The sequence below is a fragment of the Vitreoscilla massiliensis genome (assembly GCF_001457815.1).
Taxonomy (GTDB): domain Bacteria; phylum Pseudomonadota; class Gammaproteobacteria; order Burkholderiales; family Neisseriaceae; genus Vitreoscilla; species Vitreoscilla massiliensis.
On record NZ_LN898221.1, the window covers coordinates 413,429 to 437,284 of the forward strand.

Consider the following 23,856-nt stretch of genomic DNA (forward strand, 5'->3'; position numbering starts at 1 on the left):
ATTAAACTGCCTTTTCTGTCACTTTATTAATTTGAATGCGGATAATCGGGTCTGTTGCATCACTGCGTAAGTATGCATCCGTGTTTGTTGCTTTGAACCAAATTGGCACAGGCGCGCCACTTGCCAAGGTAGCCGCCAAATCAAGCACTTGATTGCCACTTGCCAAGCCTGATTCTGAGCTCGCAAGCTTGATATCCGACATGTCGAAAGCCTTACCGATGTTTACCCATCGCGTTGTGCCATCATCGACACCAGTGTCAACTACTGTCGGCCAAGTTGGTGCCGTGGCGCCCGTGGTACCACCCTTGGATGCACGATACATATACCCGTTTTCGGGTTGCACTATCTTGCCTGAAGTAACAGCTTTGCCAGCAACCCAAGCCTGATTTGCTTCTGCAACTGACAACTTGATTTTGGTATCCGTGCTTGATTCTTGCACTGAAAGTTGTCGCGATGGATTCGGGCTGCCGAAGTACAGTAAACCGGTCTTGCTTTCTGCCCCGTTAAACTCCAACCGTAATACAGGCTTACCATTTTCTAGCGGCAATGGTATGGTCATTTCGGCATCAAGCCACAATTTAAACGTTAATTCGGCCATATTTTTCTCATTAAAAAACCCGCCGGAGCGGGTGTAAATTCACATTATATTGCTGATATTTGCGCAGCAAACACCGACCAACCTGTTGCTGTTTTGTACGCATCAACTGAAGTCGCTGGCACTTTGATTGCCGCAGATGTGGGTATGCCATTGAAGAATGTGCCCGATGAATTGACTGTCGGAGGTGTTGTGGCACGCACAATAATGGTGGTCACCGCTACAGCTTGTGTTAAAAAATTGGCCGCAATGCTTGTCACGCCAGTACCAATTTCCAGTGTTTTCAAAGCAGGACTGGATGCAAGCACGCCGGTTGGCAAACTGACCACATTATTGCCGATTTTAAATCCCGTCATTAATGTATTACCTTGACATGCCGAGGTGCCAATGGACGTCACCGCATCAGGCACGGTAATCGTTCCAGTGAACGCCGTCCAACCTGCCAATGCAAATTGTCCCAAAGTTTTGAGCGTACTCGGTAAAGACAGCGATACTGCCGAACTCCAGCCGTTGAACGCATAGTCACTAAGTGTCTCTATGCCCTCACCCACCACCAAGCCTGTCGGCGCTGTCCAGCCGCGTAAGGCATGTGCTGGTATGGTTTTCATTGCGCTGTTAACGGGATTGATGGTTATCACTTCTGCTTTGCCAAAAACAATAGTTCCGCTTGATGTAACTGGCAGAGCTGTAATTGCAGCAGCATAAGTCGAGAAGTTATTGCCAACTGAGCCGCCTTTGTTGTTTATTGCTGTTCTGATGTTTTGCTTGATTGTATTGAGCTGCGTGAGTTGGTCTGAAATAGCCATTTACGCTCCTATGATTGCAGTGAGCGCAGTTGAGATGTCGCCAATCTGCGCCAATTGAGCTGCCGTCAAGCCGCACAACACTGTGCTACCGCTTGCCCACTCCTGTGCTTTAGTGCCCTCTTTGCCACGCTCTATGGTCAATGTATTGCTACTGATTGCAGTCACGTCCACAAGCTCGTACAGCGTCGCATCAGCATTTTGAATTGTCAGTCGATACACTTCACCGCTTGTGAGCGATAAACCTGCAGCATTGGCTACAGTCATACTCGTTGCGGCGGCTGTAATCGCGCCTGTAAGCGTTGTTTCAAAATTGTTTATGAATTTGTACGCCATTTTTAACGCCCATAAAAAAGCCCCGCAGTTAGCGAGGCTGGTTGATTCGATGCTTCTAATGAAAAAGCCACTTGTTTAGCAGTTTAAAAAATATTTCCATTCAATTAAGTGGCACTTTCCACTGAAAAAACAACGCTATGGGCTGATAAGCCATGCTCCACTTCATACTCAGCAAGCCTTCTGTTGATTTCCAATTGTAAATCCGCTAAAAGCTCTGGAGTGGCTGAGGTGGTTTTAAAAGTGTAATCCAATGTTTGAATGCCGTCATCGCAGTAAACTTCTGACGTGTAATCATGCACCCTTAGTCCTGCTTGAACAATTACACCAATCGCAATGCCTATCATTTCTTGAAATTCGCCTTGGGATATATTGAAATCACTCAATTTAACCTCACCAAACCTCTCCGTCGTAGTGAAAAATCGACTATCAATCAAAGAATCCACGCGCACAATTAATTTGTACAATATATAGGTCATTACAATCTGCATTACAGGAGTAAGCAGCCCGAATAGCTTTACCCAAAATTCAAACATACACACTCCTTAAAAACAAAAAAGCCCCGAATCTCGGAGCGAATTACACAAATGCCAAACGAACAAAAGCCCACTGCTCGTACACAATGGGCTTTTGAATGTCTTCACACTATGAAGGTAGTCGTACTGAGTAGCTGACCAAGCTCCCTAAGTTTTTAAGCCAATATAGGAGGCTTTTAGCTCTATGGTCTATTCAGAGATGGGATACCAAACAGACGAACCCATACTAACACTTATAATTAATTTTCTACAACCCTAAATGCCTGATTAACATCAAATCAATTCAAAGTAGCACAAATAGCGCCCTGTGGTTGCAGGACGCTTGTTAGGTTATTTAGGGATTAAGCGCTCTTGAAAGGAAGTGGCGCTAACTCGGTATTGTCACTGCCCACTCTTAAAACGTAATCGCCATAGCAATCTTCAGGCAAGACAATAAAGCACTTTTTAATACGATGGTTTATCCAAGGTCTCTGCACTTCGGCTGGAGTAAATCCTATGCTATTGGCTGCGGTACGGGCAGATACAACTAAGGTTTGGAAAAATTGATTCATACTTGATGCAGTATTTGAATCAAGCTTTCTTGCTACTAAGCTCAAACTCTCCCATGCCTCAGCACAAGTTAATGCGCACATAATTAGCGGCTGCCAATTATTCGGCAGTGCCACCGACTTACTTTCCGACTTCTCGCCATCAAACATCAACCGATGCAGATACTCCGTCGCCTCGCCAACCTGTTCAAGCGTTAATTCGTCGATATGCTCAACATTGAAACGCTGATGCACCAGTCTGTAGGCATCGGGGTAGAGCATACCTTTTTTGCTTACTATGGCGTTGACTGCGTTGCGTAGGCCTGTGCGGTCGTCACGGGTGGTTTTCTCCCCACCAAGATTCACACCCAAAATGCGCTCGATTTGTTCGTCACACCATACAGCGAATTCGGGGGATAACCAACGAGCAAAGTCTATGGCTAGTTTTGGGTGCAGCCATGTACCCGATTCAGCAACGTTACCGCCTTTTTTGACGATAACTAATTGAATTTCTTTCAAAAGGATATTTCTCCTTTTGCTTAAATTTTGTGCAAGCGCTGAAATATATTGTTTGGTTTGCTCATTACGTAAGTAGTCCTTAGCTAATTTCCCATATTGCTTGGCAATACTGGTAGCGTTAATGTAGGCATCATTACGGAAAGAGACATTAAAGCCGTTGAAGTCGGCATTGATGATTGCGTTCATAGTGAACACTCCTATTAGATTAGTTTAAGTGTGCCCACATTATGAGGTGGACGGGTCTCAACTACCACTAATAGATGGCTGCTGCTATTTCCCCGAAGGGTGTTGTATTTACAGCTATCAACCCGTCATAAAAAACTGGTGCAATTATCCTAAGATTGAGTGGAGATAGGATTGTGCAGACGCAAAAAAACCGCCAGTCTATCGGGTGCGGATGGCCGCTATTAGTTCAGTAGTGACACAATCATAAAACAAAAAACCACCTTAGTAAAGGTGGTTTGCAAAGCCTGCATGCGATGGATAGGTCTAATATCCGCTTATTTATTTACAACCTTCGGCTCAAGATGTCCATCATTTACAACCTTATCCCTATATGAAGATGGTAAAAATTCTTCATGTTTTTCAAACAAATATGTTCTAATATCATCATCACTGGCCTCAAACTGCAATTGCTCTTGATAAAATTTTAACCTTGCCTTCGCATTATTAAGAACTTCTGACCACGTCATAATATAAAGTTCAATATTGCCATATGTAGCAATTTTACCCCTCACTGAGGCGGTACTTGCATCCATTTCAGCAACATCGTCGAATTCATTTGAAATTGCAATCAACTTCCATTTGCACTTTTGCTTGTCAAATCTTTCATCATTTGATATTGCTTGAGCATAACCTTTTAGCTGCCCCATTACTGCGTTATCTATTTTTTGGGAAGGTCGTTTTAATTCTACAACTAGAAAGTCTCTATAACCTGGCCGAATTTCAACTGACTTGTGAAGCATTAAGTCCAATCTACCTTGTTTAATGCCATTAATATACACAGGCTCTTTAGATTCGTCTTCTCGCCGACCTAGTAATTTTAGATGAATCTGCAATGCATCCTCTAGCCTTTTTTCAGTGCCAGATAAACTAAAATGCTCATCAAAAATCCATGCTTCATTATTTAATATCTTATGTAATTCATCACGCTCTAAAAGGGTTTTTTTGTGATTAAAAACCAAATCAGATAATGCATCTAAGAACGCCAATCTATCTACAACCACTTTCGCTGACTTTAAAATAGAAGACAAGCTAGTTTTATCTAAAAGACTTGCAAACATCTCTTGCTCCTCTTTATTCAAATTCAACACTTCATAAATAATTTTTTGGATTGAAGCAGGGTTATCTTCCAAGGCTTTCGCCATTAATTTAAAAGTAAACTGTTTTGACTCAACACTACTTTTTTGAAATTTTTTAAGTTTATCCTCTACCTGAACCGCAACAATATCGAATACACTTTGTTGTGCGATTTCGATTGCAGTTAATTCTTCCTTCTTTTTGTTCAGGTATGGATAAATGCCATCCTTAATCCAATTTTCTTTTCGTTTGTTTTGTTCTTCTTTTTTTAAAGAAACTAATTTTGTATTAAGTGCATCAACTGCATTCCTTACTAATTCCCTTGCATCCCCATCTAAATCAATAGTTCCAATTGTTTCGCTATTGAAAATTTCGCTAGATAAATATGCAGAAAATTTATACCCAGTCGGCTTAATTTTATATTCTTCGCCAGTTGGAATTTCATATAAAACAGCACCATTTGATTTACATAAATATAAATCAGTTTGATTAATACCATTCCAAAACAAAATTTTAAGTTTTGCAGTGGTTCCATTGGCTGAAATTACATCTAGTTCAATAGGGTCATCTCTTAAGAATAATGTAGGATCTAATTTCCTATCATTAATTGAGATATTAACGTCCGTATAGGTAATTAAATAGGGTGCAAATGGAATAGTTAATGTAGTGGTCAAGCCGCGCAGGACACTTTTATCTGAGAATTTTCATACTCCAATGGGCTCATTCCATTGTTGGCTGTATGTGGCCGTTTAAAATTGTAATAATGAATAAATTGCGTGATTTCTTGTTTGACTACACTTTCATTCATGCTCGTGGTATGGCCTAAACCTTCATATTTCAAACTGCCAAAGAATCGCTCTACTACCGCATTATCGTAGCAACATCCCATATCAGACATACTCAAACGCATCTTTAATTGACTGGCTTTCTTAGCGAAGGCTCGACTGGTGTACTGTGAACCTCGGTCGCTGTGAAATACACAGCCATACTGCGGTTGGCGTAAGACATGTGCCTGTTGTAACGCTTGAATCACCAAGTCAGCTTTCATGCGTTCAGCCATACTCCAACCCACAATGCGGCGAGAGAACAAGTCCATCACCACAGCCAGGTAGCGCCAACCTTGGCTGGTTTTGATGTAAGTAATGTCGCCGGCCCAAACTTCATTGGCAAACAACGGTTGGAAGTTTTGATTCAATAAGTTGAATTGAACTTGGTGCCTCTCATTGCGTTTGGTTGTCACCTTAAATGCTTGACGCTGCTGACATACCAAACCCAACTTTCTCATCACACTGCGAACTTTGTACCTTCCGACTTGGAATCCAATTTGTTGTAATAACGCTTTAATTGTGCGAGAACCTATACGTTGTTTGTGTTGGTTAAACAGAGCTCTGATTTGGATTTGTAAACCAACTTCAACCAGATTTGTCCGTTTAGGTTCCAAGGCATAGTAGGCTGAAACACTTACTTTCATTACTTTGCACAGAGTCTTAATTGGGTAATGGCGTTGATTTTGTTGAATAAAATTGTATCTTACTTCACGTGCTTCGCAAAGTAAGCGCTGGCCTTTTTTAATATTTCTTGCTCCATTCGAAGCTGTTTTATTTCTTTGCGCAATCGCAATAATTCGGCCTTCTCATCATCATTCAATATTGGCTGTTCAGTCAGTTTGGCTTTCCATTTATAGAGCAAAGCTGGAGTGATACCGACTGCTCTAGCAGCATCAGCCACTGAATAACCTTGTTTCAACACCAAATCAACCGTTTCTTGTTTGAATTCATCTGAATGACGGCGTGGGCTCTTTTTTGCCATGATTTTGACCTTTCAAAGGGAATTAATATTCTCTCAGAAATGTGTCCTGTTGTATTAGACCACTACANTCATTGGCAAACAACGGTTGGAAGTTTTGATTCAATAAGTTGAATTGAACTTGGTGCCTCTCATTGCGTTTGGTTGTCACCTTAAATGCTTGACGCTGCTGACATACCAAACCCAACTTTCTCATCACACTGCGAACTTTGTACCTTCCGACTTGGAATCCAATTTGTTGTAATAACGCTTTAATTGTGCGAGAACCTATACGTTGTTTGTGTTGGTTAAACAGAGCTCTGATTTGGATTTGTAAACCAACTTCAACCAGATTTGTCCGTTTAGGTTCCAAGGCATAGTAGGCTGAAACACTTACTTTCATTACTTTGCACAGAGTCTTAATTGGGTAATGGCGTTGATTTTGTTGAATAAAATTGTATCTTACTTCACGTGCTTCGCAAAGTAAGCGCTGGCCTTTTTTAATATTTCTTGCTCCATTCGAAGCTGTTTTATTTCTTTGCGCAATCGCAATAATTCGGCCTTCTCATCATCATTCAATATTGGCTGTTCAGTCAGTTTGGCTTTCCATTTATAGAGCAAAGCTGGAGTGATACCGACTGCTCTAGCAGCATCAGCCACTGAATAACCTTGTTTCAACACCAAATCAACCGTTTCTTGTTTGAATTCATCTGAATGACGGCGTGGGCTCTTTTTTGCCATGATTTTGACCTTTCAAAGGGAATTAATATTCTCTCAGAAATGTGTCCTGTTGTATTAGACCACTACATAACTTATCAATTAAATTATCTAAGTTACTAAAAATATTTGATTTCCTATCCACTGTATGCGCATCATGGAGTTCAGTAATCTCGACAATGGTTCCAGTTTTCTTATTTAAAGAATGTCTCAGTTCTGAAATTTGAATCTTTGTAATTTCATCTTTAGAGCTGGCAATATCAAATTCAAATAGCTTCTTATCTTCTTTAAATATTGTTTTCCATTGAACATAACGACCTATTGAAAAGGCCTTAAAACGCCCTTCTCCTTTTTCGCCATGTAAAGTTCTGCCTGCGCCAGTTACATCCTTGAGCTTCTTCCAGCTACCGCCAACCTTATGCAGATAACCATCAGCAACTTTATAATTGATACCAGAGCCATCATCTTGAACGATAATACTCTGATGTAAATCATTAAGGTTTACTTGAACAGTTATGTTATTTGCATCAGCATCTAGACCATTCCATATCAACTCAGCAATTGCTCTTTCAGGACTTGATTTTGCCAAACGACTTACGCCATCCTCTTGAATATCTAGCGATTTAATTATTCCAGCCATATAACTCTCCCCTTGTATCTTTGCAATTGTATCTGACAAGGGGTGTCTGCATGTTTGATTTATTCAATTAGGATGTGCATAAACAAAAAGGCCGCTTTAACAAGCGGCCTGTAAAAAAGCCCACCTGAAATGGATGGGCTTTGTTTTGTTATTTTTTTTCTGCTGGCTTAATGCCAACCATTCTTTGAGTGCTTTGATACGTCTCGTTGTTGTAATCATATTGGTACTTATATTCCCAATTGGGGTCAGTGTTTGGGCTGATGCTATTAGGCAGTGCAGTGAAAATTTTCATGACCGCCTGTCTATCTAGGCGTGGGCACAATTCATTCTCTAGTAAACCATCCTGTAACTCTTTTTGAATTCTCGGTTTATCGAATATCCACTTACCAAATACATCAAATTGACCATACTCAAGCCAACCACCACCCCATACTTGAATAGGCATATCAAGCCTGTTACACCCAAAAATATGATTGTAATACTCACTATTATTGGCGCAGTATTCTTCTTTGTTGTAAGAGTTGCAGTATTTTCGATAGCAACCAAGCGCCCCCATTGTTAAGTCGCGCTTTGTAATTTGTTTGTGCCCAATATGGAATGTAGAAGTTTTCCAGTTGCCGATTATTTCATACAAATTAACTATCAAATCAATTTCTGATAGCGGTATGGAAAGCTTGTGAACAGTCTTGTTGCCATCACCAGCTACTGAATAACTCGGCATGTTCTCACAAATTGCCACTGCCCTGTCGTATGAAGCTGAGGAGCTATACCCAAAAGTTATAACTACATCACTCTCATTTTCACCGCTAGACACCTCATTCTCTGATGCAATATCTCGATAATCAACAGGGTCGCCGCAATTTGGACAGAATTTACTACCACTTCTAATTGGTGTTGAGCATTTGTCACACACCAACTTAGCGCCCTGTGGTATTTCCTTGTTGATTGCAATCTGAGTAAATAATTCGGGATGCTCTTGTTGTAATTTCTGATTGTATCTTTGCCTCACATCTGGCACAAGAAGCCATTGCTTTGCAGCCTCAATAGCCTTTTCAGGCAAGGTTTTAGCCTTTTGATGGATGCTAATAGCTAGCTGAATTGTCTTTGCATCATCATCAATATTAATGCCTAGTAGTTGGTAGATATTAACCATAAAAATACCCCTTTATAATCAGGGGCATTATAGCTATGACGTTTGGGAGTGGGAAGTAGCTTGCAATCCCTATAACGAGGGAGGCTTTATTTTTGCCTCGTATCAACCTTACATTCAGTGAGTCTGACTGAGCCATATTTGGTTAGATTGCTTATATCAACTTTGTTGCACTCAATAATTAATGACTCGCCAACAACAAGTGATGATGCTTCATCTTTGCTATCTAAAATTGCATATACATTAGGGGTTTCCACTATGCTACTTTTCTTTCGGTAAATTTCATGATATCCGAATGAAATCAATGGAAGGTTATCACTACTTGATTGCTTAATCGACTCAATTTTCCCAATTAATTTTATAGACTTTCCTGCAATATTTTTTTCAAATGCAAATGGATTCTCTAGAGCTTCATTGTAAATCTTATCAGAATCCATTGTTACAGACTCTCGATGGATTGGCTGACTTGCAGCCTTGGGCTCTTCCTTTTTGCTTGAGTCACATGCAGACAAAGTAATCGCAGAAAAACTTAGTATTAAAAGCCACTTCATGCCGCCACTCCTAAGTAGAAATGACGGCATGATAACTCAAGAATTGGCAGCCTGACCATTGGCGGCATGAGGTTGGCTTTACTGCCGCACTGAGCAGTTATCCACATTTACTATTTTCACCTTGTCATTAATAGCATAACTCTTAACTTTGCATTCAAAATGGTAAGATTTATCTTTCTCAACTCCAATTCCGCCTGCACCCTCTGCAATAATTCCAAGCCCCTCTGATGGCCGAATGACAACTCCATTACCAATTATTTCATAAGCTTCACCAGAAAACTTTACGGATTCCCCTACTTTTAGAGAGCCATTTGATGCTGCTTGTATTATGCTCTCTACAGTTTGCTCGCTCGATCCGCACCCTGTAATTACCAGTATACAAATTAGTGCTAAAAATCTTTCCATACCATCACCTCGTATTAAGAATGATGGCATGGTACATCAAGTATTAGCCGCGGCACCATTGCGAACCATCTCGCTAACTCCCATAACTGCTATTTGCTTGATGATTTTTACATTTTCAGGAGTTGCTAAGACTTTTGCCATTTGTTTGCCATCCTGTGAGGCAATGTACAGAACGCCAAGATTTTGCATGCTTTGGTCAATATTGCTGGTAGCGTTATTAAACTGTTGCTGCTTCTGCACTGCTGCGGGGCGGCTATCACTGCCATAAAAAGCCTGTATTTGCGGCACTTCTTTGCCATTCGCATCCAAAACCTTGCCATTGGCCTGTTTATCGACCGACTGACCAAAGCTGCGTACTGATTCGTTAAAGGCTTTCGATGCTGCTGATTGCTCTTTGGTGGCGGCATCTTTGGATTTGGCATCATCCATGTCTAGCTTTTGTTTTAACTTAAGCTGATCTTGCTGCTCTTTGAGTAACTCTTTGTTGCGCTTGTCTAGCTCCTTGCCTTTGGCTTCTTCGGCCTTGGCCGCATCTTTGGCGGCATCAACGGCTATGCGATTATCGTAATCCTGAGTAGACTTATCGGTTTTTTTCGATTCCAAATCAACGAGTTTGTTTTGTAGCTCAATCAGGCGATTTTGCACTGCAATTTGCTGTGCATGAAGCGTGTTTTTATCAGCAACACTGGCTTCTTGTGCGCTTAAAGCATTTGCCTTTTTCATTTCTTCCAATTGCTGCTTGGTGGATTCAATGAGATTTTTTGTGGCTTCAATTTGCTCAGAATTATTTACAGACTCTGTTTGCGGACTGGTTGGCAAGCCTTGTGCTTTTAGCTGGCTTTCAATTTGCTTCATTTGCGCCAATACTTCTTGCGCTTGAGCTTTGGATTCTTGATTATCCTGTTTCAATAACTCTTGGTATTGCTCTTGAAGATTTTGAAATGTTTTTTGTAAGCCTGTAGCTATCTTATCTTCGGTAGATTTCTCTTTGGCAGAATCATCGATGGCAACAGTAGCCTTTTCTTCAAAGTTTTTGCTAAGATTTTTTATATTATCTGCAAGAGTCTTGGTTGATTTCTGAAAGTCCTCTGCAACCAACCCTGTTTGAATTGTTGCAGCTAAATTAGCTTTTGCAGTTTCATAGTCCGCCTTAGCTTGTATGCGCTCAGGGTCTTTAGGGTCTAGCATTACTGCTTTACGATACTTGCCTTCAGCCCACTCATATTGCAAATTTGCAACGGTTCCCGATGCGTCAGCCATTAACTTTCTTGCATTTGCAATCTGCTCAATCAAATACCCAAATGCCTGAACACCCGATGCCGCAGTTTCAATCATCACCTTGGCAAAGCTTTGAGCCGCCCCCTCCGCCCCACCATACTGGTCAATCAGCTTATTAAACTCATTGGTCAGTATTTCAAGCGGCTTGGCCAAATTGCCCGCAACTTGTGCTGCAAATGCCTCAGCGCGTGAAATCAAGCTGTCTAGGCTCTCTTTGTATGACTTCATGGCCTGTAACTGACCATCAGACAAGATGCGCCCCTCGCGCTGTGCTTGGTCTTTAAACGCTTGCATTTTGGCTGCGCCATCGTCCAGTAACGGTAATAATGCACTGGCCTCATCCGCAATCGCCTCAAACAAGAATGTGCGGTCTTGTGCGTTTAAGCCCTCGGACTCTTTGGCAATGCGCATCAAGACTTTGTCAGGACTCAAGCCAATCAGCTCGCGCACATCAAGATTCAATGTCTCGATAATGTCCTTGGCCTCACCGCCACCAGTGCGAACAAAGTCACCAATCTTGTCGTTAGTGTCTTTGAAAATATCGCCCATTTTGTCGGCATTGATATTCATCTTTCCCGCAGCATAAGTCCATTCTTGCAGTGTGCGCGTGTCAACATTCAAGCGACTGGAATCAATCAGTACAGTAGCGGCTTTTGCAGCTTCTGCATTAATGCGCTGTATGCCACTGACAATGATTTGCTGGGCATTGCTGACGATTGCAGATGTAACACCACTTACAACGCCGCCAATGACACCGCCTACCGCGCCACCCACGGCGCCAGCCATTGCACCCACTTTAAATGAAGTGCCTTTGCCGCCCACATCAATCTTTTGTGAGGCATTGCCAGCTTTCTGTAATCCAGTTTCAAGAATTTCAGCTTCTTTGCCAGTCCGTTTTAACTCGGCCTGTAATGCCTTTAACTTTTGGCCTAATTCATCATTCTGCTTGGCGTATTTGCCTGTTTGGTCATGCAATCGGCCTTGTGCATCAAAATAATAGCCCGCATCTTTAGCGGACTTTAATAATGCTTTTTGTTGGTCATTTAGTGAACTTGCAGAATCACCCACACGTTTTGCCAATTCTTCAGCAGCCTGCGTGGATGACTTTACTTTTTTCTCAAACTCTTCTGCATCAAGTTTGAGTTTTGCGGTTAATTCAGCATCAGCCATGTGTGCGTCCAATAAAAAAAGCCCTGAATTAATCAGGGCGGAATTTAGATTTACTTTTCTACCTAGGAAATATCATCAAACATTTTTTTCTTATCTTTCAGTGGTTCGAGGCAATTAATTAATTCTCGACTCCAAAGTAGAGAGCGGTTAAATCCAGCTCTATCAAGCCTATCTTCTAGATTGCTAATTTGGAGAAATTTTTCTTTAAACTCTTTTGCGCTACATCCATCAAAACAGCTATGCAATTGCCTATTATTCTTAATTTGATTGCATGCATAAACTAGTTCATCTTCTAAATTTTGAGTTTGCTGCAATAGATGGATAAATAATCCATCTTGATTGGCGACAACCTCAATATTCTTTATGAAGCGACTAATTTCTGAATCTGATAAGGATTTATCCGTATCAAACACAATGTAGACATGTGAATTTTTCGAAAATTTTCTTATTATTTTTGCTATATCATTTTCCCAGCAATTGAATTTTTGTGTTTTCCCAATTTTTAGAGCTTTAATCAATGCTTGTTCAGTTTCACCTTCAATGCAGAATATATTTTTAGCCATATATCACCTATTCAGACAACATTAAATCATCAATCTGAGATGTATCTGGCAATGTACTGAAAATATCATTCTTTACATAATTCAAAAGGCTTCTATCATTTTTATTGAATACTTCCTCTGGGTGTACAAAAACCGAAGCAGCTTTAACTTTTTTTAAGAAAACATATGAATGAACAGGAAGGCTCATGTCCAAAATATCATAATTATGTGTTGTATAAAAAAATTGAGAATGTTTTGGTAGTTTATCTATAATTAAATTTACAATAGCTTGCTCTAATTCAGAGTGCGCAAAAGCCATTTTTTCATCTAAAAAGTATGTTACGCCAGCTCCATAAATAAACTCACAATTTATCTTATGGGATATAATTTTTGTAATAAATCCTACTACTTTTAATGCATCAAATGTTCCTTTTGAAAGCCTTTCCTCATCTGTAACATTGCCATTCATATCAATTAGCAATGTGTCCCCATTGGAAAATTTGATAGCATATCCATTTTTCACTTTCGCTGTTGTTTCGCTATTCGCGCCTGATACCTCAAAACTTTCAACAACATCAGTAATTGATGTATCAAATGTTTTCAGTATAGCGTTTAAAACATCAATTCTATTGAGCTTATTTTTTTCACTATTCGATGTATCAATATTGCCAGATAGTAAATATGTCCAGCCAGTTGTGCCAGCTAAGTATGATTTATCAAGATGAGCTTTAAAAATATCTAAATCAGCACCTAATTTGCTTGTTTTGCCTATAACTTGATAAACAGACCCTCTTGGGGCTTTTTGTGCACTAATAATAGAATCTAATTTTTCTCTGGCTTTAGTGGCACTCATGCTTACACCAATTTTAGTGGAAGCATAATGTATTTCAATTTGACTGTCTGACCCGTGCCTTTTGGTGCCATCATGCAGACTGGTGCCATCGTGTCTTACTGCTTTACCTTTATCTGATGTTTCAAATGTGCTAGCTTTCAACTTGATTGTAACGTTATGAATTTTTGAATCACTAGGAGTAACAAATTCGATTGTCACTTCAGCAGGTTTTAATTTATTAAATACATATTTGCGAAAGCCCTTTTCGATATCATAACCAAGGGGATTAGTAAGAAAATTCTGTAAAGACATAATAATCTTACCAATAGATGTTTTCCCAGTTGCATTAGCTCCTGAAATAATGCAAACCCTTTTATATCTAAAATTTTCTCTATCTTCTATGTACTCGTTCTCTATCGTGCTATTAGTAACAAGTTTCTTAATAGTAAGATCCAGTGTTGTATTGCTAAAGTTAAAAACATTATCAATATAAAGTTTTGTAATAATCACTTTTGTTCCAATTCTTGGAATATTTATCACATAATAGGCTTACTAAGACTTATTAGCAATATTTTGCGTGGCGATTCTATATTTTTCAGCAAATACATACTCCCGCTGAAGCCCTCTAACATTTGCAATACTCAACACTCTTACCACCACTTGATAAAGTAAAGCCCTGCAAATGCAAGGAACATCAACACTCCCAAGCCGCTACAGCAAAGGAAAAACTTAATGCCAAAGGAAATATCATCGTTCATTCTTAATAAACTTCTCACTTGAACACGGTATTATCGACACAGCCACTTTCTAACCTCATTCAGTCCTATTGAATGAATAGACTTGCAAATGGTGTTGCCATCAGTAAAAACATTCCTAGTGCGAGCAGCAAAATAGCCACACCTATACAAACTCTAATAAACGGACTTGCTTCAGTTTCCATATCCATGCCCTCTTGTGGCGCGTTATTTCAATACTTCTATCAATTTAGCAATCGCCTGAATTAATGGCGGACATCCAAAAATTAGGATGCATGTACCTATTGTTGCGTAAAACATTCTTCGTAATGTTTTGTGTTCTTTAAATAACTTAAGAGCTTCCACAATCCACTCCCCAATGTTAAAATTCATACCGTTAGCTACTCCATTCCTTTAATGTAGTTAACCAAAAACCCCGAAGTGCTCTAACACTTGCGGGGTATTTTTTTGGGCAATAAAATGCCGCTCTAGGCGGCTTGTATGAAAATGTCAGGCTGTATTTTTTGTTCTATCTCAGCCAGTGTTGATTCAATGTGCGGCTTATCTCTGCGCCACTGATTTAAACCCTTGCCACACATACTGGCACTTGCCTTGCCTGTGGTGTATGCAATGAGTGCTTTGTGATATTGAGTGGTCAAAATACCTATTTCATCATTATGGCTTTCAATCACATCAAGCACCCATCGACGAAACTCTTTTGCCTTTTCCGTGCGAGCCAACATGCCAAGCAGGTGTGCGCCTCGTAAACTAAACACACGAACTTGCTGTTTGCCGCCTGTTGTCTCAATATCAACGAGCCGTGTCATTTTGTGCGTAAACTCTTCTTCATGTCGGTTATAGAGTCGATTAACCTTGCCTGCGAAGCCTTTAAAGGGTGCGTCAATTTGACTTACCCTTTCGGAATAGCCATACAGTGCTTGAGCAATGTCTTTTGTTGTTAACCAAATCGCACCATCTTTATCAATGGCGCGCAATGTCACATCCTGAAACTGAAATTCTTTCATTCTCTTATCTCCTGCCCATTTTAATAATTGCATTCACACAAGTGGGCAAAAGCTTGTGCAAAAGAAAAACCCCGCTCAGATGAACGGGGCTAGTTTTATGAATACATCATGCTAAGATTACGATTCCACTCAATAATCTATTCAGGATGAATCATGTCTAAATTGTCTGATTTTGAAGCACTACAACTTGCAGCAACATTAATTTCATCAAGTAAATACACTCCACAAGCATCAGAGGCGGAGTTAATTGAAAAGTTATTCGATACGTCTGAAAAAATTAAAGCCGAGCAAGAAAAACGCACGCCGCCAAGAAAGATGGGGAAGGTTGATATTGGCTTAATCTAGGCCACTTTATTCAAGATTTCCTCTTTAGAGATTTCTTGTTCAAATTGCCTAACCTTCAGAGCAGCATCGTAAGCCACCTCTAATGGGGTGGCATCTGTACTAGTAACACATGCCACATGATTCAATACCAAAATGCCATTTTTACGGCAGGAAACAACGATTTCATAGTTATCAAGTTTTTGCGACATGTTAATTCCTTGTTAAAGTAAAGGATGCCCCAAAATGAGGCACCCTTATCGGCACTGCAACAGCGCTTCACAGCGGATGTAAACCATATTCAAAGGGTAACCCCAAAGTGACACCCCCTTAAATTTTCCTGTTTGAAACAGGAATATTGCAAGGATGCCTCAGTTTGAGGGTATCCTTTTGGAGTAAACCGATACAAACCTACCTTTTGGCTCAGCATCTGCTGATTTAAAGATGTATGGGTTAAAGGGCGCTAGATGCGCCGTTGCTTGTTTAACTTACCCCTAATGTACTTCATGCGGTCATCAGGACTTAGAGACGCCTGTAACTCACGCTCTGCTTCTGCTTGGTAAGCTGCCACATAATCAGGGTCTTGTGTCTGCTCGTATGCCCGATAAAGTGTTACTTCTTCATTCGTCATATTTAACACATCACTCAATTTGCGATTGTGCTTGAGAGAAAACGCAATTAACCACCTCATGCGCGGCAGCTTCATCAGTTTTTTGCGACGTCATCCTGAGAAAGCACATTCTCACCTGCAAAAGCGTCAATTTGCTTAGAAACTGCATAAATTTGGTCATCAGTCAGGCAGTAGACGCTATCGCTCGTGAAAACTGGCCTATTTTCTTGGCTGGGGTCAATCACACAGCAAGCCACTTTACAGGCCGCTAAACGCAACGGATTGGTCTGTACATAGACCTCGCCACCATTGCCCAATACATGACTACCAAACAATCCAAAAACCTCATCAAATTTCACTTGGTCTTTGGCTTGTGGTCGCTTGATAAAAATATCACCGCCTAATTCTGGAACGGTGATTCGTTTTGTTCGCGTGACAGCTAATTCCTGTAAGGCATCAAAGCTCAATAATTCCATTTACCATCCTTTATGGTGCAAGTGTCCAATCGCCCTCACCAACCAAGCCAGCCTCCCATGTGCCGCGAATGTTGATGTTTGATAAAGCGGGCTGCTCTTTGATTTTGCTTTTTTTGATGACTTTGTAGACAACTTTGTCGCCATTCTCAAACTCTACCGTGTAAAGCATTTTGGAATTGCGCGGGGCATCATTGATTAACTTCTGCCCCTCATCACGCGGGTCATAGTTTGAAAAATTGACTGCTAAAGTGCCAGGATTTTCTGTGCCATACAGAGGCACTTTGCCCTCACAATATGAGTCAATCACCTGCTCATCCGGTGCGCCAAAGTTTGGCTCGAAGTTATCATGCCCGCAAAGCGTCTTTGCAGTGCCCTGAATCGCCCATGCTGCATCCGCCAGTGCGATGGTTGTAATCGCCCCAGCAGTATAGATGATGTTTTGTGCCATCATTTGTCCTTGTTAAAGTAATAAATTGAAACTGGTATCTGATACTGCGTCTCTGTCGTTATGGCCGTTGCAGCCACCGCTTTGGTGATAATCACGCCATCGTGATTGTGGAATTTGAAGTGGTCAGCGATGTTGTCAGCCATTTGCTGCACGCTTTTGCGGCCTTTATTTCGCTCACCTACCACTGTTACTTGGAAAATCCCCGTTTTCTGCTCCGTGTAGCAGTAGTCCACTTGCTCAGCATCAGCAGGGATAAAGTGAGTAACCAAAAAAATAGCAGCCTGTTTAATGGCTGCTGATTCGCTGACGTTTTCATTAAGTATTGGTGGCGCTTGCGGCATGACATTCAGCCAGTCGAGCAATATCTGATTGATTTGGTAATTGGTCATTTTTTACCCATGCGCTTTTTAGCGTGCTTACGAGCAATGCTATTAAATTTCAGCAGACTGATTCGCAACATGCCTTTTGGTGCTTGTTTGCTGTAGCCGCCCTCAGAGCGAATTTCATAATAGGCAGCTTCTGTTACTTTGCCGTCTTTATCTTTCTTGGCTCTAACACGCGTGCCAAGCTTTGGAGGATTTGGATAGCCGCCATATTCGACAACCTTCGCATAAGGCAAATTATTAGATATGGTAATGTGGTCAAACTGTGTACCATCTGATTTAATTTTTGCAGCTAATGTTGCGGCTGCCGACAAACCCTCACCTTTTACATGGCTTTCATCGTAATCAGTATCAGTCGAATCAACGGCCATACGCCAGTTTGAACGCAGCGCGCCATTATCAACTGGCGTGGCCATCACGGTATCGCGCATGATTTCAAGCGCAGTATCAACTAACACCTCCTGCGCCTGTTCTCTAATCTCTACCAGCCCAGCCTTAAGCTGCATTTCGAAGCTTTTCGTATCAATAGCCATCTCACGCCCTACATTGCAAAATATAAATCAAAGACACATTGGCAGGATTCACGTCACGAAAATCAACAATGCGCCAGTCCTTACCGTTTGCGGTGATTTGGTCGCCGCGCTCAGGCCGCACAGGCAAAGTGCAAATGAGCTTGGCATCGTTGGCTTGCAAGTCTGCAAACGTCTTGTCATCGCGTTCTGTGAAGCCACTAACAACGCCTGAGCCGATGTGCTGTGTCTCGGTTTCATCTACTGAGCCGTCGCTATTGTCTGTGCTATCAATTCGACTTAGTGTGACAGGCTGTCCATTCTCACTGATAAGCCGCTTTGCAACGCCTTTGATGCGATTGTAGTCAATTGCCATACCTACACCTTAGCCAGCATGACAACGCGGCCTGTAGAGCGTTTTAAATACGGCTTGAGCATATCCTCAACCATCAACAGCCAGCCAGCTTTAAACTTGGCATTGGCTGAATAGGATTTACTCTCTGCAATTACGTCTACTTGCACCGATTCAGACAAAACGCCTGTTTGTTGGTCGGCATACAGTGATTCGTAATTTCGTGCCAGCTCAATAGCAGCAGCTTTCACCGCATTAGGAATCACATTGTTGTCGAACGGCTTAAACTCAAACTTGGTCATGTACAGATTAGCCAGCATCACAGCGCGGTCTTTGTCTGCAATACTTGGCTCGTTTGCAATGTCTGCAACTGTGATGTAGTCCATGCTATGCCTCGATTAACTTGAGTAATTCGGCTTTGCTGGCTTTGGGGTCAAATGCAACACCATGCTCGGCCAAATGTTCGCGTAATTCTCCGACTGATAGCTTTGACAAATCAGGCTTTACGACTACATGCTCAGGCTTTTTCTGCTCAGCCTCACGCCGCATACGATTAAAACTGGATAATCCCATTGTGTACTCCATGAAAAATGCCGCCCATTTCTGGGCGGCCTTACTGTTAAGCCAATTTGTGTTTCAAAGCCACAATTCGGATTTGTTTTGGGTCGTACACGCGCGTCCAGTTGGTATCAGTGGCCAAGCCAGCATTATCAGGAGCCAAACCAGCAGCACCCGCCCACTTAATGCCACGCGGGTGCAGTACAAAGTGACGACGGTTAATCAAAATGTCCTCACTTGCCAGGCTGTCACGGTCTGTCTCTACTGCAACAGGGGGTGTTACTTCTTGATAGCCCAATGCACCAGCGCCAAACAGGTAGGATGTGAACACATCGCCATCTTTAGGCATGCCATCGTCCACAATCACACGCTTACCCATGAAGCTGTGATACAAAATCACGCCGTCAGCATCACGAATGGTTTCAATCAAACCCTGTTTGGCCAAGACTTGCATGGTCGCAGAGTGCAATGCTACTGCTGACAACTGGTCTACTTGGTCGCCCAGTTTGTACGAGGCATCAATGAATGCAGCGCCATCAATCACAGCAGCAGCGCCAGTGCCACCTGAGATATTATGTACATTTGCAGCCATCGTAGTCGAAGCAAACACGCCCTTCAGTGAAGCCAAGGTAATTTTTTGCATTTCACGTTGCCAGTAGGCTGCTGCCAAGTCAGCCACCGCACCCATAGGGTCATCGCCTGACAATGCCTTAGCCAAGTCGTTTGCGCCCCATGCTTTACCACGAGCATGCAAAATAGCCACGTCCGCTGCAGCTTCGATTTTGTTAACGGTCAATGCTGAGCTATCAGATAAAACCTCAGAATCACCGCTCAAATCTTCCCAAAATGGCAAGGTAATGACTGCACCACCTTTCTGGCCAAACAGGCCAGCCTCGGGCAATGTGGAGATAATGCCCGATTGAAAAAATGCCGATTTCTCGACAGTTCGGTTAATCACGTACGGAGCAAATAACTCAGGTACGATTACATCAGCAATTTTTGTCGCTGCCATATTTCACTTTCTTTTAATGAATGTCTAATTTGATTCCAGCCTGAGCAGCTAATTGCTGGGCTTGCGCTGGGTTTTCTCGCAGCATCTTGCCCTGCTCAGTCAGGTTGAATGTTTCTTTTGCAAATGGATTTTTTGCAGCTGCCTGTGTGTTGCGCGCACTCAGTGCACCAATCCCCTTGGGTTGATGGAACAAGTGAGGCATACGGCCTTTCTTTTCTTCCAGCCACTCGGCCACGGTTAACGGTTGCGTAGGGTCTTTTCCATACACAACATCACCATCAGCATCTAATGCCACCACTGCACCATCGTCATTGGTCACAAACACGCCTTTGGCCATTGCTTGTAATGCCTCTAATGACTCTGGTAATGCGCCCACAGTGGTTGCTGCGCTTGTTAAAGCACCGTTTACCGCCATTTGGCTCAACTTCGCCGCTCGCTGCTCTGAGGCAGTCAAGCGTGCGTCAACTTCTTGCAATTGTTTTTGATAGTCATTGCGCAATGCAGTGGTGCGCTTCTCAAAAGCTGCATCAACATTGCCACCCTCCAGTAACTTGCGCTCTTCTTCGTCCTCAACCTGCTTGAACAGGCTTTTAGCGCGTTCAGGGTCGATGCCGTCATACACAGCAAGCTTTTCACGCAAGGCTTTTTTGTCACCAATTAACTCTTGGTTTTTCTTCTGTAAACCTTGTGTTAATGCCTCGACTTCGGCTTGTGTGAAGGTTTTTTCTTCGGTTGGTTTTTCACCACCCAAATCACTACCCTCACCATCATTGGGTGCGTAAAACTTCAAAAACATGTTGCGATATTTCATATTGAATCCTTTGGATTGCGGCATAGCCGACTTGTTAAACAGGAATAAAAAAGACAGCCATAAGCTGTCTTGTGTTGAAATTTGCTGAAATGTACCTTTTTTAAGGTTTAATGTACCTACTTTAAGGCATCATCCACAGGCTATTAACCTGTCGTATTCGTAGAATAAGTCTTGTGCGATTCGCTGTATTGAGTAAGCTTCAAACTCACAACTAGGTGCATCCTCGCCCATCGCCTCTTTTGCTGCTTGCCATATGTGCACCGCTTCATGCGTCAAAAGTGCGTATGTTGCATGGCGCGGCCTATCCGCAGTCCTTAACTCAACGATTGCCATTGTCTTGCCCTTGCGCTCTTTGAATCTTGTTTGAGCGCACTTGCCAAGACTGAGAAAATTAAGCGATTTGTCTTTCGATACTTTGTGAAGCTGCTTCTCATTTACCACAAGCGCATATGTGACATGCTCAAATGGCGTTTCATAAAACCGTGGCTTCATCCGAAAATATCCTTAAACGTCTGCTCGTCTTTTTCCTGCAACTCAGCAAGTGAATATTGCTTGCCTGTTTGTGGGTCAACGAAGCGATCTATTGTGTATTTGCCGTCTTTGTACAGCTTGTAACGTGATGCACCCAGCCACTCTTGCTGAAAGGCATCTGATTGCTTGCTGAACCATGTCGCATACGTTTCATTTGCCGATACTGTGCCGCGTTTGTCGCCGTTTTCAGGTCGTCTGCCATCCAGCTTTTCATCTTCATCAAATATGGGCACTGTTACACTGCGACAGTTCGGGTGCATGGGCGGTGTTGGATGCGATTCACTTGTCCTGTATCGCTTTCCGTCTAATGATGCACAGGTTTTAGATGTGCGCCCATCCAGCGTTGCCACAAACTGTATCCACTCCACGCCAGCCTTCTTATACGTCTCCGCATAAGCAGTATTGCCGATGTGGTTGCGTATCGTACGCACATCACGGTCAAGCGACTGGCGCGGTGCATTTAACAGGCCATCGATGTAATCGGCCGCTTTAGTACCACGCAATCGCTGAATGATTTGTTGATTCGTCATGCCATCTGCAATGCCCTGTCGTGTTGTATTCAACAAGATATTGCGACTTGTTTCGTCTATGCTAGACAGCATCTCATCTATCAACCGACCGCCCATCACTGGCTTGGATTTAGCCGCTTTCACCACAGCAGCGCCAGTCACCGCCCCTACATTTGCGCCACTTGCCTGCATCAACTTGGTGACATACTGCGCTTCTTGTGCTGCAAACGCATGTATTTGCTCGTCAAACTTTTCAGCAATGCTTTGCCCAACGTCTGACTGCCACTCATTGATGAGGCTCTGTATTTCGCGTAATGGAGGCGTAGTGTATTTGCCAGCCATTAAAGCCGTTCGCTCTGCATCTGATAATTCAAGAAGCAAAATAAGCAGCTTATCAAGCATGGAATTGGTTTGTGCATTGAACAGCTTTAGTAATTCATTCACCGCATGTGTACTCGCTCTGGTTGAGTATGCACTGTGTTGTGCAAGTGCTTGAATGAGTTTATCTAAATTTGTCATGTCGGTATATCAGCTTGAGTAATTCCAGTCCGCAACAACACATCATCGTCATATGTGCGCTCAGGTATCTTGCCTGTTTGCAAGTAATCCCACACGGTTTGGTCTGATACTTTGCCCATTGTGGCAAGGTTAATCAACTGCTGGAGCATGGCTGTGTCAGTCACATTGCTTGTAAATTCAGGCTTAACTGTGAATATCACTTCATCTTGATTTGCACCGATTAGCTCTGCGATGTATTTCAAGACTTGCTCGACACCCTCAGCAACCGTCACCACTACACTGTACAAGCTGGCATATTGGTCATTCTGTCGTGCTTTACGCGCTTCGCCAGACTCTTGTGATGATGTGTCCATCACCTTTGCGCCAGCTTCGAGTGCCGCGTTCTTTTGGTCTTGCATCGCAGTGCGCTTAGCCGTGATGCCAGTGCCTGTTATTTCCAGGTATCCGCATGACGCATCCGTTGGCAAGAGCCAAGCAAAAATACCGCTTGCAACCCTTGGCACTTCATCCTCATCCATGCCGATAATGTACGGCTGTGGGTGGGCTGTGTGGTGTAACTCTTGATAATAGTCAGCGCTTAACTGGTAATACTTCACAGCAGCGTAGGCCATTGTGAGCAATGGTATTTTGTCCACATCGACTGAATTATCAGTGCTGCCAGTGATAACAGCAGGAATGTAAGACAAGCCTTTGCCTGAGCTGGTCATGTATGGCACAGCTTCTTCGAGCGTCTGGCCTTTATCGTCCAACAATTCCGATACACAGTAGCCATCTTGCAACGACAATACGCGGTACACATCGTCATATTCATGACTGTATCGGTCTGCATCGGGCTTTTTGCGCTGCTCTTTCAGCACAAGCAACGTAATGTCTTGGCGGCCATTTATGCCTGTTACTTGCCAGTTAATCAGACTCTCAGCGTTATAGACCGCAATGTACGGCTTGCCGCTTTCATCAATATCAGCAAGCAAGCATGAGCGTCCCGTCTCCATGACATCGTTACATGTGCGACTGTACATCTGCTTTAGACTGAAGCCATCATCCGTGGCATTCTGCTCCATGTCTTGCATGGCACTTGGCAACTCGACTTCGGGCATTTGCTTGCTGATTAAGCCCGTTGCAGTGCGTAGTGCATCTTGCACCCAATTCGGATATTCGGCTCGGCTCAGGTAGGCTTTGTACACATCGCTTTGCATATCAGCGTCTAATTGCCTCATGCCGTTAGACATGGGCAAAAACTTCACCCGCTTGTCTTTTACCGCTTGCTGCCCTTTTGCAGCCAGTCGCACCAACTCCCACAATGGAGCTGCTTCGGCATATTCGGGATGTGTTGTGCTTACTGACATATTGTTCTCAATAAAAAAGCACCCCGAAAG

Annotated in this window: 32 protein-coding genes; 1 reads left to right on the plus strand and 31 read right to left on the minus strand. The window is 42.5% G+C overall.

The annotated features are described in order from the left end of the window. Position 1: 1 nt before the first annotated feature. The 17 genes from BN3003_RS13490 to BN3003_RS13575 all read right to left on the minus strand — a co-directional run bounded on the left by BN3003_RS13490 (position 2) and on the right by BN3003_RS13575 (position 15,441). Positions 2-598: a hypothetical protein gene (locus tag BN3003_RS13490; protein WP_058357180.1), complete on the minus strand. Its 597-nt coding sequence runs from the start codon at positions 596-598 to the stop codon at positions 2-4. A gap of 44 nt (positions 599-642) precedes the next feature. Further along, positions 643-1,401, minus strand: a complete 759-nt coding sequence (locus BN3003_RS13495; RefSeq protein WP_082625672.1) for a leucine-rich repeat protein — start codon at positions 1,399-1,401, stop codon at positions 643-645. Then, positions 1,402-1,734 carry a hypothetical protein gene (locus BN3003_RS13500; RefSeq protein WP_058357182.1) on the minus strand — a complete coding sequence of 111 codons (333 nt, stop codon included), beginning with the start codon at positions 1,732-1,734 and terminating at the stop codon, positions 1,402-1,404. A 104-nt stretch (positions 1,735-1,838) separates the two neighbouring features. Then, a complete protein-coding gene (locus BN3003_RS13505) occupies positions 1,839-2,267 on the minus strand; it encodes a hypothetical protein (RefSeq protein WP_058357183.1) in 429 nt (142 codons plus the stop codon). A gap of 341 nt (positions 2,268-2,608) precedes the next feature. After that, on the minus strand, positions 2,609-3,499 hold the full coding sequence (locus BN3003_RS13510; protein ID WP_058357184.1) for a KilA-N domain-containing protein: 891 nt from the start codon (positions 3,497-3,499) through the stop codon (positions 2,609-2,611). Positions 3,500-3,813: 314 nt separating this feature from the next. Next, positions 3,814-5,286: a PDDEXK family nuclease gene (locus BN3003_RS13515; protein WP_058357185.1), complete on the minus strand. Its 1,473-nt coding sequence runs from the start codon at positions 5,284-5,286 to the stop codon at positions 3,814-3,816. Then, positions 5,283-6,421, minus strand: a protein-coding gene (locus BN3003_RS13520; protein ID WP_407701090.1) for an IS3 family transposase whose coding sequence is annotated in 2 segments (ribosomal slippage) — positions 5,283-6,184 and positions 6,184-6,421 — 1,140 coding nt in all. Because the reading frame shifts where the segments join, the coding sequence is not laid out codon by codon here. The genes BN3003_RS13515 and BN3003_RS13520 overlap by 4 nt, the downstream gene beginning before the upstream one ends. A gap of 22 nt (positions 6,422-6,443) precedes the next feature. Next, entirely contained in the window at positions 6,444-6,800 is a 357-nt protein-coding gene (locus tag BN3003_RS13530) for an IS3 family transposase (protein ID WP_058355569.1), read from the minus strand. A 59-nt stretch (positions 6,801-6,859) separates the two neighbouring features. Next, a complete protein-coding gene (locus BN3003_RS13535; protein WP_058355568.1) occupies positions 6,860-7,138 on the minus strand; it encodes an IS3 family transposase in 279 nt (92 codons plus the stop codon). Between the two features lie 22 nt (positions 7,139-7,160). After that, entirely contained in the window at positions 7,161-7,754 is a 594-nt protein-coding gene (locus tag BN3003_RS13540) for an ATP-binding protein (protein ID WP_058357186.1), read from the minus strand. Between the two features lie 148 nt (positions 7,755-7,902). Beyond that, complete coding sequence (locus tag BN3003_RS13545; RefSeq protein ID WP_058357187.1) at positions 7,903-8,907, minus strand: zinc ribbon domain-containing protein; 1,005 nt, start codon at positions 8,905-8,907, stop codon at positions 7,903-7,905. 86 nt (positions 8,908-8,993) lie between these two features. Beyond that, positions 8,994-9,455, minus strand: coding sequence for a hypothetical protein (locus BN3003_RS13550; RefSeq protein WP_058357188.1), 462 nt, complete (start codon positions 9,453-9,455; stop codon positions 8,994-8,996). Between the two features lie 78 nt (positions 9,456-9,533). Continuing rightward, on the minus strand, positions 9,534-9,860 hold the full coding sequence (locus BN3003_RS13555) for a hypothetical protein (protein ID WP_058357189.1): 327 nt from the start codon (positions 9,858-9,860) through the stop codon (positions 9,534-9,536). A gap of 36 nt (positions 9,861-9,896) precedes the next feature. After that, positions 9,897-12,308 (minus strand): hypothetical protein, encoded by a 2,412-nt coding sequence (locus BN3003_RS13560; protein ID WP_058357190.1) that lies wholly within the window; start codon positions 12,306-12,308, stop codon positions 9,897-9,899. Positions 12,309-12,370: 62 nt separating this feature from the next. Beyond that, a complete protein-coding gene (locus tag BN3003_RS13565) occupies positions 12,371-12,871 on the minus strand; it encodes a hypothetical protein (RefSeq protein ID WP_058357191.1) in 501 nt (166 codons plus the stop codon). Positions 12,872-12,878: 7 nt separating this feature from the next. Continuing rightward, on the minus strand, positions 12,879-14,222 hold the full coding sequence (locus tag BN3003_RS13570; protein WP_147645443.1) for an AAA family ATPase: 1,344 nt from the start codon (positions 14,220-14,222) through the stop codon (positions 12,879-12,881). Between the two features lie 682 nt (positions 14,223-14,904). Continuing rightward, the gene (locus tag BN3003_RS13575; protein ID WP_058357193.1) at positions 14,905-15,441 is read right to left on the minus strand and encodes a BRO family protein; all 537 of its coding nucleotides are present in this window, start codon (positions 15,439-15,441) and stop codon (positions 14,905-14,907) included. Positions 15,442-15,594: 153 nt separating this feature from the next. On the opposite strand from BN3003_RS13575, the gene BN3003_RS13580 reads away from it, so the two are divergent. Beyond that, a complete protein-coding gene (locus tag BN3003_RS13580; RefSeq protein ID WP_058357194.1) occupies positions 15,595-15,786 on the plus strand; it encodes a hypothetical protein in 192 nt (63 codons plus the stop codon). Here the strand turns inward: BN3003_RS13580 and BN3003_RS13585 are convergent. The 14 genes from BN3003_RS13585 to BN3003_RS13650 all read right to left on the minus strand — a co-directional run bounded on the left by BN3003_RS13585 (position 15,783) and on the right by BN3003_RS13650 (position 23,826). Further along, complete coding sequence (locus BN3003_RS13585) at positions 15,783-15,974, minus strand: hypothetical protein (RefSeq protein ID WP_058357195.1); 192 nt, start codon at positions 15,972-15,974, stop codon at positions 15,783-15,785. The two genes, BN3003_RS13580 and BN3003_RS13585, sit on opposite strands and share 4 nt — an antisense overlap. 251 nt (positions 15,975-16,225) lie before the next feature. After that, entirely contained in the window at positions 16,226-16,453 is a 228-nt protein-coding gene (locus BN3003_RS13590) for a hypothetical protein (RefSeq protein ID WP_147645444.1), read from the minus strand. A 14-nt stretch (positions 16,454-16,467) separates the two neighbouring features. After that, the gene (locus tag BN3003_RS13595) at positions 16,468-16,848 is read right to left on the minus strand and encodes a hypothetical protein (protein ID WP_058357197.1); all 381 of its coding nucleotides are present in this window, start codon (positions 16,846-16,848) and stop codon (positions 16,468-16,470) included. Positions 16,849-16,858: 10 nt separating this feature from the next. Next, a complete protein-coding gene (locus BN3003_RS13600) occupies positions 16,859-17,296 on the minus strand; it encodes a hypothetical protein (RefSeq protein ID WP_058357198.1) in 438 nt (145 codons plus the stop codon). Beyond that, positions 17,296-17,685, minus strand: a complete 390-nt coding sequence (locus BN3003_RS13605) for a phage tail terminator-like protein (RefSeq protein WP_058357199.1) — start codon at positions 17,683-17,685, stop codon at positions 17,296-17,298. Before BN3003_RS13605 ends, BN3003_RS13600 begins: the two co-directional genes overlap by 1 nt. Next, on the minus strand, positions 17,682-18,212 hold the full coding sequence (locus BN3003_RS13610) for an HK97 gp10 family phage protein (RefSeq protein WP_058357200.1): 531 nt from the start codon (positions 18,210-18,212) through the stop codon (positions 17,682-17,684). Before BN3003_RS13610 ends, BN3003_RS13605 begins: the two co-directional genes overlap by 4 nt. Position 18,213: 1 nt before the next feature. Continuing rightward, entirely contained in the window at positions 18,214-18,564 is a 351-nt protein-coding gene (locus BN3003_RS13615; protein WP_058357201.1) for a hypothetical protein, read from the minus strand. Positions 18,565-18,566: 2 nt separating this feature from the next. Then, entirely contained in the window at positions 18,567-18,926 is a 360-nt protein-coding gene (locus tag BN3003_RS13620) for a hypothetical protein (protein WP_058357202.1), read from the minus strand. Position 18,927: 1 nt separating this feature from the next. After that, on the minus strand, positions 18,928-19,113 hold the full coding sequence (locus BN3003_RS13625; RefSeq protein WP_058357203.1) for a HeH/LEM domain-containing protein: 186 nt from the start codon (positions 19,111-19,113) through the stop codon (positions 18,928-18,930). Between the two features lie 46 nt (positions 19,114-19,159). Then, complete coding sequence (locus BN3003_RS13630; RefSeq protein WP_058357204.1) at positions 19,160-20,110, minus strand: major capsid protein; 951 nt, start codon at positions 20,108-20,110, stop codon at positions 19,160-19,162. A gap of 13 nt (positions 20,111-20,123) precedes the next feature. Further along, complete coding sequence (locus tag BN3003_RS13635; protein WP_058357205.1) at positions 20,124-20,921, minus strand: hypothetical protein; 798 nt, start codon at positions 20,919-20,921, stop codon at positions 20,124-20,126. 129 nt (positions 20,922-21,050) lie between these two features. After that, positions 21,051-21,413 (minus strand): hypothetical protein, encoded by a 363-nt coding sequence (locus BN3003_RS13640; protein ID WP_058357206.1) that lies wholly within the window; start codon positions 21,411-21,413, stop codon positions 21,051-21,053. Continuing rightward, positions 21,410-22,480, minus strand: a complete 1,071-nt coding sequence (locus BN3003_RS13645; RefSeq protein WP_058357207.1) for a minor capsid protein — start codon at positions 22,478-22,480, stop codon at positions 21,410-21,412. Before BN3003_RS13645 ends, BN3003_RS13640 begins: the two co-directional genes overlap by 4 nt. Then, positions 22,477-23,826 (minus strand): DUF4055 domain-containing protein, encoded by a 1,350-nt coding sequence (locus BN3003_RS13650; RefSeq protein ID WP_058357208.1) that lies wholly within the window; start codon positions 23,824-23,826, stop codon positions 22,477-22,479. Before BN3003_RS13650 ends, BN3003_RS13645 begins: the two co-directional genes overlap by 4 nt. Positions 23,827-23,856 lie beyond the last annotated feature (30 nt).

Bases quoted from the DNA above. Each gene is read 5' to 3' on its own strand.
- BN3003_RS13505 (WP_058357183.1), bottom strand. From the start codon at position 2,267: ATGTTTGAATTTTGGGTAAAGCTATTCGGGCTGCTTACTCCTGTAATG.
- BN3003_RS13565 (WP_058357191.1), bottom strand. From the start codon at position 12,871: ATGGCTAAAAATATATTCTGCATTGAAGGTGAAACTGAACAAGCATTG.
- BN3003_RS13535 (WP_058355568.1), bottom strand. From the start codon at position 7,138: ATGGCAAAAAAGAGCCCACGCCGTCATTCAGATGAATTCAAACAAGAA.
- BN3003_RS13610 (WP_058357200.1), bottom strand. From the start codon at position 18,212: ATGGCTATTGATACGAAAAGCTTCGAAATGCAGCTTAAGGCTGGGCTG.
- BN3003_RS13630 (WP_058357204.1), bottom strand. From the start codon at position 20,110: ATGGCAGCGACAAAAATTGCTGATGTAATCGTACCTGAGTTATTTGCT.
- BN3003_RS13640 (WP_058357206.1), bottom strand. From the start codon at position 21,413: ATGAAGCCACGGTTTTATGAAACGCCATTTGAGCATGTCACATATGCG.
- BN3003_RS13620 (WP_058357202.1), bottom strand. From the start codon at position 18,926: ATGGACTACATCACAGTTGCAGACATTGCAAACGAGCCAAGTATTGCA.
- BN3003_RS13545 (WP_058357187.1), bottom strand. From the start codon at position 8,907: ATGGTTAATATCTACCAACTACTAGGCATTAATATTGATGATGATGCA.
- BN3003_RS13490 (WP_058357180.1), bottom strand. From the start codon at position 598: ATGGCCGAATTAACGTTTAAATTGTGGCTTGATGCCGAAATGACCATA.
- BN3003_RS13645 (WP_058357207.1), bottom strand. From the start codon at position 22,480: ATGACAAATTTAGATAAACTCATTCAAGCACTTGCACAACACAGTGCA.
- BN3003_RS13580 (WP_058357194.1), top strand. From the start codon at position 15,595: ATGTCTAAATTGTCTGATTTTGAAGCACTACAACTTGCAGCAACATTA.
- BN3003_RS13635 (WP_058357205.1), bottom strand. From the start codon at position 20,921: ATGAAATATCGCAACATGTTTTTGAAGTTTTACGCACCCAATGATGGT.
- BN3003_RS13555 (WP_058357189.1), bottom strand. From the start codon at position 9,860: ATGGAAAGATTTTTAGCACTAATTTGTATACTGGTAATTACAGGGTGC.
- BN3003_RS13605 (WP_058357199.1), bottom strand. From the start codon at position 17,685: ATGACCAATTACCAAATCAATCAGATATTGCTCGACTGGCTGAATGTC.
- BN3003_RS13650 (WP_058357208.1), bottom strand. From the start codon at position 23,826: ATGTCAGTAAGCACAACACATCCCGAATATGCCGAAGCAGCTCCATTG.
- BN3003_RS13615 (WP_058357201.1), bottom strand. From the start codon at position 18,564: ATGGCAATTGACTACAATCGCATCAAAGGCGTTGCAAAGCGGCTTATC.
- BN3003_RS13560 (WP_058357190.1), bottom strand. From the start codon at position 12,308: ATGGCTGATGCTGAATTAACCGCAAAACTCAAACTTGATGCAGAAGAG.
- BN3003_RS13495 (WP_082625672.1), bottom strand. From the start codon at position 1,401: ATGGCTATTTCAGACCAACTCACGCAGCTCAATACAATCAAGCAAAAC.
- BN3003_RS13590 (WP_147645444.1), bottom strand. From the start codon at position 16,453: ATGAGGTGGTTAATTGCGTTTTCTCTCAAGCACAATCGCAAATTGAGT.
- BN3003_RS13510 (WP_058357184.1), bottom strand. From the start codon at position 3,499: ATGAACGCAATCATCAATGCCGACTTCAACGGCTTTAATGTCTCTTTC.
- BN3003_RS13550 (WP_058357188.1), bottom strand. From the start codon at position 9,455: ATGAAGTGGCTTTTAATACTAAGTTTTTCTGCGATTACTTTGTCTGCA.
- BN3003_RS13500 (WP_058357182.1), bottom strand. From the start codon at position 1,734: ATGGCGTACAAATTCATAAACAATTTTGAAACAACGCTTACAGGCGCG.
- BN3003_RS13600 (WP_058357198.1), bottom strand. From the start codon at position 17,296: ATGGCACAAAACATCATCTATACTGCTGGGGCGATTACAACCATCGCA.
- BN3003_RS13595 (WP_058357197.1), bottom strand. From the start codon at position 16,848: ATGGAATTATTGAGCTTTGATGCCTTACAGGAATTAGCTGTCACGCGA.
- BN3003_RS13585 (WP_058357195.1), bottom strand. From the start codon at position 15,974: ATGTCGCAAAAACTTGATAACTATGAAATCGTTGTTTCCTGCCGTAAA.
- BN3003_RS13625 (WP_058357203.1), bottom strand. From the start codon at position 19,113: ATGGGATTATCCAGTTTTAATCGTATGCGGCGTGAGGCTGAGCAGAAA.
- BN3003_RS13575 (WP_058357193.1), bottom strand. From the start codon at position 15,441: ATGAAAGAATTTCAGTTTCAGGATGTGACATTGCGCGCCATTGATAAA.
- BN3003_RS13540 (WP_058357186.1), bottom strand. From the start codon at position 7,754: ATGGCTGGAATAATTAAATCGCTAGATATTCAAGAGGATGGCGTAAGT.